Here is a 9310-nt window from a genome sequence, read left to right on the forward strand (position 1 = left end):
TTTCAACGCTACCAGTGCCGATCGGTTGGCTGGCTGCTAAAATCCTTGCGAGCAAGGACTTTAGGAGTTGCTGACCGATCGATCGCCGATCGCGCCGAGTTGGAGTTGCTGGCTAATAGCATTTAGGATATTCAGCTTGCCTATTTTACTTAATCCAATTACCTAACGGGCTGATCCGCCATATTTTCGGTAATTTTTAGCTTGACCAGACTAAATTGGACAGACACCGCAGTCCTTGGGGCTGCGGGTCTGAGTGTCCAAAATTGTTTAGCTAGCATGGAGTTGTGGGTCTGTTACCATATTAGCTGCAAGTAAAAGGCTGCTTTGTCCGTTGGGACTTTGAAGTTAAAAACCTTTACCGTTGCACGGATCTAGTTAAATGGCAGATGCCCCCGGGCGATGCGTTAATTCTTAGAAAATAGTAGATTTTAAGCTGGGATAGTTGAATTATGGAAAAAGCAAACAAGCGTCGTGGGTTGATTACTGTGGTGGTGGTGCTGTCGCTCATCGCTTTTTTGGGATTTTCTCTTGTGCCAATTTTGGACAGTATTCTCAAGGCCAGCCAAGTGCAAAGTCGGTCAACTCCAACGCCTGTTCAGACGGCGCAGTCTGGGGAGAAGCAATCAGAGTTGCTGCAAGCTCAGGCGAGGGGGTACGAATTGGTTTTGCAGCGGGAACCTGACAACGTAACGGCTTTGCGGGGGCTTTTGCAGGTGCGGCTGGAGTTGATCGGACAAGGAGTGGGGGACATTAAGGATGCGATCGGTCCTTTGGAAAAGTTGGCTTCGCTGAATCCCGAGACTACTGAATACGGGATTTTGCTGGCTCAGGCTAAGGAACGCACGGGCGATCGCGAAGGGGCTGCTCAAGCTTACAGGTCAATTTTAGCGTCTAAGCCTGGGGAAATTAAGGCTTTGCAGGGGTTGGTGAATTTGTTGCTAGTGCAGCAGCGGCCGGAAGCTGCGATCGGACTGCTGCAAGATACGCTGAAGGCGGCTCCGGCTGCCAATCAGGCAAAACCGGAAAGTGTTGATGTAACTTCGGTGCAGTTGATTTTGGGACAGGTTTATGCTGTGCAGAAGCGCTACGAGGAGGCGATCGCAATTTACGACGAATCTGCTAAGGCTAATCCAAAAGATTTTCGCCCGACTTTAGGAAAGGCGATCGTGCTGAAGGAACAGGGTAAAACAGATGAGGCAAAAACGCTGTTCGATCGAGCTACTGAGTTAGCTCCTCCTAACTATAAAGACCAAATTAATCAGTTAGCTAGCGGCACTCCTTCGCCATCTCCAACAGCAGGAGATGCCAGTCCCGAACCTGCGGCTTCCCCAACTCCTGAAGGTGCGCTACCGAAACCTTAAGGAAACTGTTGAGTGAAAGACTTTTGAGTTTTAAGTCAAATAGTTTTAAGTAAAAAACTTAATACTTAAAACTCAAAATTTATTGTTTTATTCCAATTTTAAATTTGATCGTATCCGGTCAAATAATGGTTATAACGTTTGTAGTGAGGACTTCAGTCCTTACAAAAAAAGGTAATTTGCTATTGATTGGCGATGAAAGAGCTCAATTGGAGAAATTCCGAGGGGAACAACAACGAGAAATAGCCGAACAAGAAAGATTGCGAGCCGACAGTGCAGAGCAGGCACAACAAGCTGAAACTCAGACAAGAAGGGATGCAATTCCCCGATTGTTGGGAATGGGTTTGAGTGCCGAACAGGTGGCACAGGCGTTAAGTTTATCTGTGGAGGAAGTGCGACAGAGCGATCGGGGATGAGGCGCTCGCACTCAATCACTTTATCCCGATCTCTGATTCAGTAGCTTGAGAAACAGGCTGAATTTTACCCAAGCGATAAGCTGTTAAAGGACTATTCCGAATATCTGCTTCTATCTGGGCAATCAGTTCATCAAGTGCAAAATTAAGACTGTCAAACTGCCGACAGACTTCGCGCATTTGAGTAACTGTCTGCTTAACTTTTTCTGGTTCTGGAAGTTGCGGTTGTTGAGTCATAGTAGGTTCCAATCACTCTTAGCTTCTCGGACAGTAGCTTCTGGGGCCTCGGCTGTAGCTTCAGCTTGTTCTATGGTTTAAGTCAGTAGTTCTATCGTAGCAGCAGGAGCGATCGGCTGAAATTCAGAAATTCGCAGGAGCAGGTTAGAAAGGCGAGAATAGGAAGAAGTAGCTCGTTTTCTGATGTTTGTCAATTGCTCTAGCACAGAAGCAGTTGCCTCGGTTTCTCCAAATATTTCAAAAATAGATGGTTTGGTTGCTTTCGCTTGATTGAATAGCTGCACAAGTTGACTTAGAATTAGTATAATTAGCTGTCTGCCTTAGAGATTAGGAAAATGTCAGGTTTAAAGCGTGGTAGTAGTGAACGTTCTAACAGATATTCTGAGTCCAAGTACACAAATTGGTCTCAGTATAATCCCTTTGACCTAGAAATTTCTACACTTCCAGATGATTTAAAGTGTGAAATTAATATTGAAACAGATACAGCAATAGTACCTATCTATATACGAGATTTACATACTGATTTTATTCGTCCTGTTGAGGCAGAAGACGTGAAGGAATTATTAAGCTATGTCCCCTCAGATTTTCTTAATTCCTTACATGGCATCTATCTTCTAGGAGGCACTTCTAAACAGCTTAGGGCATCTAAGAAGCATTTTCGGTACGGCTGTTATAAGTCCAGACGAATTTATCTATATGCTTTTCCTCGCCGGATGCTCTATGAGAATTGGGGAAAACTTCCAAAGCCAACTATTGTTGAGGAATATAAACGGATGGGGGCTCAATGGAAGCAGAATAATTCAAGTTGGTGGCTAAAATTTGAGAGATCGACCCTCAAGCGATTTTACTTGTTTGACGTACTGCTGCATGAATTGGGTCATCATGTAGACAAACGAGTTTGGAGTCGAGATACTGAATCTGCTGAGCGTTATGCAGAATGGTTTGCTCGGGAGTATTTTCGATTAATTTCACAGTAATTAGGGTGCGTCAGCCATTTGGTACTTATGTAAAAAACGAAATTTATTGAGGGCTGACGCACCCTACAAAATACTGCGGAGGAAGTTACGGATGATGGTGGAGAGTGAGATAGTGGGAGGGAAATTGGGGAAAAGGGCGATCTTAATAGACTTCATCATGAGAACCCATTTTGAGCAATAAAATAGCTTCCTCTTCATCTTCTGGATCGGTCACAAACTCAAATAAAATCCGATAATCATAATCTATTGAACACGACCAGATACCCGATAAATCTCCTGTCAGTTTGTGAGTTCGCAAGCTGGGGTTAAAGCAGTCTTCAGACAAAAGTTCAAGCGTAGCTTCAATTAAAAGGCGAAGCTGAGGATTTTTACGAACTAACTTTTTGAAAGTACGAATAGATTTGGGAGTCCAACCAATTTTCATCAATCATCTAACTCCGCCATAAAATCGGCTACCGACCCAAATTTAACATTGCCCTCAGCATACTCTTGACGAACTTCTGCCACTTCCTTGAGTAATTCATTTCGTCGCTGTTGTTGCAGACGATTCTGAAGAATATCTAGAAGCATCGCTTGATCTTCTAATGATAAAACTTCTACAGCTTCAAGAGCTTGCTGGAATTGAGATGTCTGTGTCGTTTTACTCATATTTTTTTGCTACTTATAATCACGATATTTTGTATTTATTTTAGCAAGACTTATCCTAAGCTAGCATTTTTTAGTTGTGATGTGGAGAATTCCTGAGACGACTTTCAAAATGAACAAATTAGGTGTGAACTGCCCGCCCTACAAATTAATACCACATTTGCATCTTCTACAATCGCTTCTCACCCGTACATCCTAAAGCAATCTACAAGGCGAGCTCACTCAGTAGTCACCTAGAGCTTTACGAACCTCGATTTCTTCAGCAGCGATTTCGATGGCTTCTGGAACCCTTTGTTTATCGATAATGCCTGCATCAATGAGTGCATCAACGATCAAAGCCACTAGCTGCTCGCTTGTTAAAGTTGATTTGGCTTCTTCGTTCTTAAATTCCTTTTCGGGAAGTTCGCGCATTGTTTTCTTTATCCCCTTTTTTTGCCGTTTAATTAGTAAGGTGGGCATCGCCCACCCTACTAATTAATACTTCCTCTCCTGTGGCTCAAACATCGTAATCGCTACCGGCATATAAGCCAAATCAATCCCAGCAGGCGAATAATACGCCATTGTATGCTTTAAGAAATTGCCGTCATCGCGCTCAGTAAAATCTTCCCGCGAATGAGCTCCTCGACTTTCCTGACGGTTCAAAGCAGAAGTTAAAATCATTTTTCCGACAATTATCAAACTCCGCAACTCCAAAGCTTCCACAATTTCCGTATTCCACAACTTGCCTTTATCGTCTAAGTAAACCTCCTCATATTGTCGCTCTAAATCCTCCAATTTTTTTAAACCTTCCTGCATCAATTCGGCGCTACGAAATACGCCACAATACTCAGTCATAGTATCTTGATACTGCTGTCGCACTTGATTGATGCGGTATTTTCCGGGACGTTCTAAAAGTGCTTGAATTTGCTCTTTTGCTTCCGTAATATAACGCTGTTCGTCTACGGCAGGTAACTTGCGATTTTGCACGAATTGTGCTATGGTTGCGCCAGTAACTTTGCCGTAAACGACGCATTCCAAAAGCGAGTTGCTGCCCAAACGGTTGGCGCCATGAACGGACACGCAAGCTGCTTCCCCCGCTGCAAAAAAACCGTCCACCAAACTGTCAGGACTGCTGCGAACTTGCCCGCTAACATTAGTAGGAATTCCCCCCATTGAATAGTGAACGGTAGGGCGCACGGGCATCGGCTGATTTACAGCATCAATTCCTAACAAACGGTGGGCTTCTTCCCAAGCAAAAGGAATTTTGCTCATAATTTTTTCGCGTCCCATGTGCCGCAAATCGAGATAGATAAAGGGGCCGCCGGCACTACCATCAACATTAATTCCTCGGCCGGCGCGAATTTCTATGGATATTGACCGCGAGGTGATATCTCTGGGCGCTAATTCCATCCGCGACGGGGCATAATTCGCCATAAATCGATCGCCCTCTGAATTAATCAAATAAGCGCCTTCGCCCCGCACAGCCTCGGAAATCAGCACTCCCACGGGATACAAACCAGTCGGGTGAAACTGCACGAATTCCATATCTTCCAGCGGCAATCCAGCTAAAGCCGTCATCGCCAAACCGTCTCCCGTCGAGGCGTAATCGTTCGACGTGGTATTGTAAACTCGGCCGTAACCGCCCGTGGCAAACATCACCGCCTTAGCACGGACAACCTCAATTTGACCGTCTAGCAGGCGGTACATAACTACCCCCTTGGCTTGGCCTTCTTCCAAAATCAGGCGGGTAACGTACCACTCCTGATAGATGTGAACCCCGTAACGGCGCAGATTGTTGACCAATTCGTGGAGGATGGCGTGACCGGTTTTGTCGGCGGCGTAGCAGGTGCGGCGGTGGGAATGTCCGCCGAAAGCGCGCTGGGCAATTCTGCCGTCTGGGAGGCGGGAGAAGAGGACTCCCATGTGTTCTAAATCTATGACTACACCGGGTGCTTCGCGGGTGAGGATTTCTACCGCGTCTTGGTCGGCTAAATAGTCTGAACCCTTTACTGTGTCGAAGGCGTGGGCTTTCCAACTGTCTTCGGGATCGACATTTTGCAGGCTGGAGGCCATCCCACCTTGGGCTGCGACGGAGTGCGATCGAATCGGGTGAGTTTTGGCAACTACAGCTACCTTTAAACTGGGGTCAGTCCGGGCAATTTCTACTGCGGCGCGACAACCTGCTAAACCGCCGCCTACAATGATTACGTCGTGTTCTAGCATTTCTTTTAATTATTTTGAGTGTTCTGCTCAACTTATGGTGACGCAAAAAAAAACTTCCTACCAAAAGAGCAGGAAGTTTTTTAACTTTTGATTTGAATGGAAAATCTAAAGTTAAATTTTCAAATTGGACTAGCCGGCGCTTTCGGCAGGGTTCTGAAGCGACTGATTTCCCGTTGCAGAAGGTTGAGGTTCCGTACCGGGTTCTACAGCAAGCACTTCAATGTTATTTAGTAAAGTTGTAACGAAAGCAAACAGCAAGAAGGGCAGAGACAGCACTAAAATCAAGCCGACGGTAGCCAAGGCGTAGATTTGGCGGGCGCTACTCCACAAGGCGAGTGCCGACGCTAGACTCAGGAAGATGACTATCAGCCAAACAATGATTTGACCGTAAATGTCGCCAAAGGTGAGGGTACATTTAAGGCGATAGTTTTGGATGTTATTCATTTGATGCCTCTGGAGATTGCTATTACGACTTGTCCAAAAATACTTTGACAGTGCGTCAATGCCCACTGTAAATTTCTAAGTTTAGCTGCCGCAACTTGGTTTTGGGGTTGTTGTAAACATTCTTTAATAAGTTGCCACAACACTTGGTATATTTTTGCTGCTGACTGGGAATTTCTGCCGAAACAGTTGGCGATCGCACTCCAACGCCTAGAAACCCGGTTTTGTAGTGTTTTGGCGGGCTGACTAGAAGTAAACGCGCCAAAAAAACAAGGTGATGACCGCCCGTGCGTCCAGGATTACGAAACAAAGGCATAAGGGGAAAGTCTACTTTTTGAGGGAGCCCCGACTTGGTAAAGTAATGTTAAGCTTCATGAGAATAGAATCCACCTTTATAGCCTCCCACCTGTCTTTTTGCCCATGTCTTCAGAGAGCAAATTGCTGATTTCGCGCTGTTTCCTGGCTGGTTTGGGAACGCAAACGTTTGTGTACCGCGAAGACCGGATTCCCCAAGAGAGTCCGGTGCTGGTGGTGAGCAATCACCGCAGTTTCTTAGATCCTGTGCTGCTGACGGCGGCTTTGGGTCGATCGATCCGCTTTGCTTGTCATCATTACATGGGTCAAGTCCCCGTGATTCGGGAAGTTGTCACCAGTTTCGGCGCTTTCCCCTTGGAAGCACCGGAGCACCGACAGCAGCATTTTTTCTCTCAAGCGACAGCGCTGCTGCAAGGCGGGGAGATGGTGGGGGTGTTTCCAGAGGGTGCAGAACCGATGGTGAAGCTAACTGGGCCGAATACTGTGGGGAAGTTTCAGCGGGGATTTGCTCATTTGGCTTTGCGGGCTCCGGTGCGGGATTTGGCGGTTTTGCCGGTGGCGATTAGTTCTTTTGAGGAACACTCGGTACGATCGGGTGTACCGCTCAAGTTGTTGAGTTTTTTCGATCCTTCGGAACCGCTGTTCGATCGATCGGGGTGGCATCCTGTGATAGTTTATCAGCGAGTTAATGTTTTAATCGGCCGGCCTTACTGGATTACTGTCGATCGACAGCAGCAATATCGAGGCAAAAAAGCCAAAGCTGTTGTTGCTGAACTCACAGACCACTGTCAGGGGGAAATTGCAGAATTACTCCAACGAGGTTGTTTGTAAGTTTGTTGACTGTTGACTGTTGACTGCTGACTGTTGGCTGGTGTCAGATTTCCCATCTAAAATCTAAAATCTAAAATCTAAAATCGATTGACTTGAATCATGGCAAATGCTAACAACAAGGTTCGTTTCCTAACCCCCAAACCGCCGAAACCAGATCGCCCTTTATTTGTATTTCTGCCCGGTATGGATGGCAGCGGTTTGCTGCTGCGACCGCAAATTTCTAAATTAGCAAATCATTTCGACATTCGCTGCTTAACGGTACCGGCTGACGACATGGCTAGTTGGGACGTACTGGTTAGCGAAACAATTGCCTTAATTGAAGCAGAAAAGCAAGCCGGAAAGCCGCAGCGGCCTGTTTATCTTTGTGGCGAGTCATTTGGGGGCTGTTTAGCGATGAAAACTGTTTTAGAAGCTCCTCAATTGTGCGATCGATTAATGTTAGTCAATCCAGCTTCTTCGTTTCGACAGCAGCCTTGGGTGCAGTGGGGATCGTACCTGACTCAGTGGCTGCCGGCCAACCTTTATCCGCTGTCGGTAATCGGTCTCTTGCCGATATTAGCATCCTTAGGAAAGATTGGGCGCGACGATCGGCGAGCTTTGCTAGAAGCGATGCAAGCAGTACCGCAAAATACGTCTGTGTGGAGATTGGCGTTAGTGCGATCGTTTAATGTTGACGAAAATCAGTTGCGCGGCATCAAACAGCCGACGCTAGTAATTGCTAGCGGTGCGGATCGGCTGCTGCCTTCTTTAGTAGAAGCGAAGCTTTTAGTCAAGGTAATTCCCAATGCTGAAATGGTGCTGCTGGCTAACAGCGGTCATGCTTGTTTGTTAGAAACAGATGTTAACCTTTACGGCATTATGCAAGCTCGCAATTTTTTGACAAAATCCGAAGAAAACCTGTCATTAGTCAATAGTCATTAGTCATTAGTCATTAGCTATGACTTCTCACTTATGAGTCAGTGGGGTAAAATTAGAGATGGGGCGAGCGGTAAAGTTCCTATCCAAAACCCGCCCTGACACTCATTAGTAAGTGCCTAAATACAAGCAACTAATGACTAACAACTAATAACTAATGACTAATGACTAATAACTAATTAAGATTTAGCCATTTTTGAGCGTTAAGCCGCTGGACTACGCCAAAAACCATGAGGTCTAGAGTAACCTTACGCTCGTCTATCAAAAAAGGCTCTAAAGTGCTGGTTTTGGTATTATTTTCAGCGCAGGAAAATGCTCTTTGACTTTGAATATTTTCTTGAGGAAAATACAGGTTAAATTGGCGCTCACCTTCTTGGAATTTACCAATTACCTGCCAGCAATCGCCGGCGGAACTCATGCCAGCAACGGGAAGTTTTTGCTTCATCAAACTCACCTCTAAATCCTTAACGCCCTGCTTAGTTAAAGCAGTTTGCAAGGCGGGCAAATAATCTTGTTGAATAAAATCCGCAAAGGGCTTGTCTTCAACAGCAGGTGCTTTTTCCTTTTTGGCTTTAGCTGGGGGCTTGTCGCCGTCCGCCTTGGCTGCGGGCTTTTTAGCAGCAGCCTGAGGCTTGTCAGTGCTGGGCAAGTCAGTTGTCTCGGAGGCGTCGGAACTCGGAGCGTCCTCGATCGCAGCACTGGGAGTTTCCGATTCGCCAGCGGTAGGATTTTTCGGTTCTTTCTTGGCTGCGGGCTTTTTAGCAGCAGCCTGAGGCTTTTCAGTGCTGGGAATGTCGGTTGTCTCGGGTGCGTCGGAACTCGGAGCGTCCTCGCTCGCAGCACTGGGAGTTTCGGATTCGCCAGCGGTAGGATTTTGCGGTTCTTTCTTGGCTGCGGGTTTTTTAGCAGCAGCCTGAGGCTTTTCAGTGCTGGGAATGTCGGTTGTCTCGGGTGCGTCGGAACTCGGAGCGTCCTC

The 9310-nt window shown here is 46.3% G+C and carries 13 protein-coding genes and 1 pseudogene; 5 read left to right on the forward strand and 9 right to left on the reverse strand.

All coding sequences use genetic code 11. The features are described 5' to 3' along the window. Window positions 1–449: 449 nt before the first annotated feature. Together QUA54_RS26570 and QUA54_RS26575 are read left to right on the forward strand one after the other, a co-directional pair. Window positions 450–1361 (forward strand): tetratricopeptide repeat protein, encoded by a 912-nt coding sequence (locus tag QUA54_RS26570; protein WP_333417156.1) that lies wholly within the window; start codon window positions 450–452, stop codon window positions 1359–1361. A gap of 167 nt (window positions 1362–1528) precedes the next feature. Beyond that, window positions 1529–1774: pseudogene (locus QUA54_RS26575) on the forward strand (Uma2 family endonuclease); the annotation flags it as partial. Window positions 1775–1789: 15 nt separating this feature from the next. Here the strand turns inward: QUA54_RS26575 and QUA54_RS26580 are convergent. After that, a complete protein-coding gene (locus QUA54_RS26580) occupies window positions 1790–2008 on the reverse strand; it encodes a hypothetical protein (protein ID WP_333417158.1) in 219 nt (72 codons plus the stop codon). Between the two features lie 77 nt (window positions 2009–2085). Continuing rightward, window positions 2086–2292 carry a hypothetical protein gene (locus QUA54_RS26585; RefSeq protein WP_333417160.1) on the reverse strand — a complete coding sequence of 69 codons (207 nt, stop codon included), beginning with the start codon at window positions 2290–2292 and terminating at the stop codon, window positions 2086–2088. A gap of 51 nt (window positions 2293–2343) precedes the next feature. Here QUA54_RS26585 and QUA54_RS26590 point away from each other — a divergent pair, with 51 nt between their 5' ends. After that, window positions 2344–2985 (forward strand): hypothetical protein, encoded by a 642-nt coding sequence (locus QUA54_RS26590; RefSeq protein ID WP_333417162.1) that lies wholly within the window; start codon window positions 2344–2346, stop codon window positions 2983–2985. A gap of 142 nt (window positions 2986–3127) precedes the next feature. Here the strand turns inward: QUA54_RS26590 and QUA54_RS26595 are convergent, their stop codons facing one another. The 6 genes from QUA54_RS26595 to QUA54_RS26620 form a co-directional block, all read right to left on the reverse strand. Next, complete coding sequence (locus QUA54_RS26595) at window positions 3128–3409, reverse strand: type II toxin-antitoxin system RelE/ParE family toxin (protein WP_172191064.1); 282 nt, start codon at window positions 3407–3409, stop codon at window positions 3128–3130. Then, window positions 3409–3633, reverse strand: coding sequence for a hypothetical protein (locus QUA54_RS26600; RefSeq protein ID WP_333417164.1), 225 nt, complete (start codon window positions 3631–3633; stop codon window positions 3409–3411). The genes QUA54_RS26595 and QUA54_RS26600 overlap by 1 nt, the downstream gene beginning before the upstream one ends. A 219-nt stretch (window positions 3634–3852) precedes the next feature. Next, window positions 3853–4089, reverse strand: coding sequence for a hypothetical protein (locus QUA54_RS26605; protein WP_333417165.1), 237 nt, complete (start codon window positions 4087–4089; stop codon window positions 3853–3855). Window positions 4090–4104: 15 nt separating this feature from the next. After that, on the reverse strand, window positions 4105–5832 hold the full coding sequence (locus tag QUA54_RS26610) for a succinate dehydrogenase/fumarate reductase flavoprotein subunit (protein WP_333417167.1): 1728 nt from the start codon (window positions 5830–5832) through the stop codon (window positions 4105–4107). 129 nt (window positions 5833–5961) lie between these two features. Next, window positions 5962–6276, reverse strand: coding sequence for a hypothetical protein (locus tag QUA54_RS26615; protein WP_015174671.1), 315 nt, complete (start codon window positions 6274–6276; stop codon window positions 5962–5964). 55 nt (window positions 6277–6331) lie between these two features. Next, on the reverse strand, window positions 6332–6589 hold the full coding sequence (locus QUA54_RS26620; RefSeq protein WP_333417170.1) for a hypothetical protein: 258 nt from the start codon (window positions 6587–6589) through the stop codon (window positions 6332–6334). A gap of 104 nt (window positions 6590–6693) precedes the next feature. Here QUA54_RS26620 and QUA54_RS26625 point away from each other — a divergent pair, with 104 nt between their 5' ends. Continuing rightward, window positions 6694–7419 (forward strand): lysophospholipid acyltransferase family protein, encoded by a 726-nt coding sequence (locus QUA54_RS26625; protein WP_172191059.1) that lies wholly within the window; start codon window positions 6694–6696, stop codon window positions 7417–7419. Window positions 7420–7518: 99 nt separating this feature from the next. Beyond that, entirely contained in the window at window positions 7519–8340 is an 822-nt protein-coding gene (locus tag QUA54_RS26630) for an alpha/beta hydrolase (RefSeq protein WP_333304037.1), read from the forward strand. 169 nt (window positions 8341–8509) lie between these two features. On the opposite strand, the gene QUA54_RS26635 is transcribed toward QUA54_RS26630, so the two are convergent. Then, window positions 8510–9271, reverse strand: coding sequence for a DUF2996 domain-containing protein (locus tag QUA54_RS26635; RefSeq protein WP_333417206.1), 762 nt, complete (start codon window positions 9269–9271; stop codon window positions 8510–8512). Window positions 9272–9310 lie beyond the last annotated feature (39 nt).

It is taken from the genome of Microcoleus sp. MOSTC5 (genome assembly GCF_036701825.1).
Taxonomy (GTDB): Bacteria; Cyanobacteriota; Cyanobacteriia; order Cyanobacteriales; family Microcoleaceae; genus Microcoleus; species Microcoleus asticus.

Bases quoted from the DNA above. Each gene is read 5' to 3' on its own strand.
- QUA54_RS26605 (WP_333417165.1), bottom strand. From the start codon at position 4,089: ATGCCCACCTTACTAATTAAACGGCAAAAAAAGGGGATAAAGAAAACA.
- QUA54_RS26615 (WP_015174671.1), bottom strand. From the start codon at position 6,276: ATGAATAACATCCAAAACTATCGCCTTAAATGTACCCTCACCTTTGGC.
- QUA54_RS26620 (WP_333417170.1), bottom strand. From the start codon at position 6,589: ATGCCTTTGTTTCGTAATCCTGGACGCACGGGCGGTCATCACCTTGTT.
- QUA54_RS26595 (WP_172191064.1), bottom strand. From the start codon at position 3,409: ATGAAAATTGGTTGGACTCCCAAATCTATTCGTACTTTCAAAAAGTTA.
- QUA54_RS26625 (WP_172191059.1), top strand. From the start codon at position 6,694: ATGTCTTCAGAGAGCAAATTGCTGATTTCGCGCTGTTTCCTGGCTGGT.
- QUA54_RS26600 (WP_333417164.1), bottom strand. From the start codon at position 3,633: ATGAGTAAAACGACACAGACATCTCAATTCCAGCAAGCTCTTGAAGCT.
- QUA54_RS26630 (WP_333304037.1), top strand. From the start codon at position 7,519: ATGGCAAATGCTAACAACAAGGTTCGTTTCCTAACCCCCAAACCGCCG.
- QUA54_RS26590 (WP_333417162.1), top strand. From the start codon at position 2,344: ATGTCAGGTTTAAAGCGTGGTAGTAGTGAACGTTCTAACAGATATTCT.
- QUA54_RS26610 (WP_333417167.1), bottom strand. From the start codon at position 5,832: ATGCTAGAACACGACGTAATCATTGTAGGCGGCGGTTTAGCAGGTTGT.
- QUA54_RS26580 (WP_333417158.1), bottom strand. From the start codon at position 2,008: ATGACTCAACAACCGCAACTTCCAGAACCAGAAAAAGTTAAGCAGACA.
- QUA54_RS26570 (WP_333417156.1), top strand. From the start codon at position 450: ATGGAAAAAGCAAACAAGCGTCGTGGGTTGATTACTGTGGTGGTGGTG.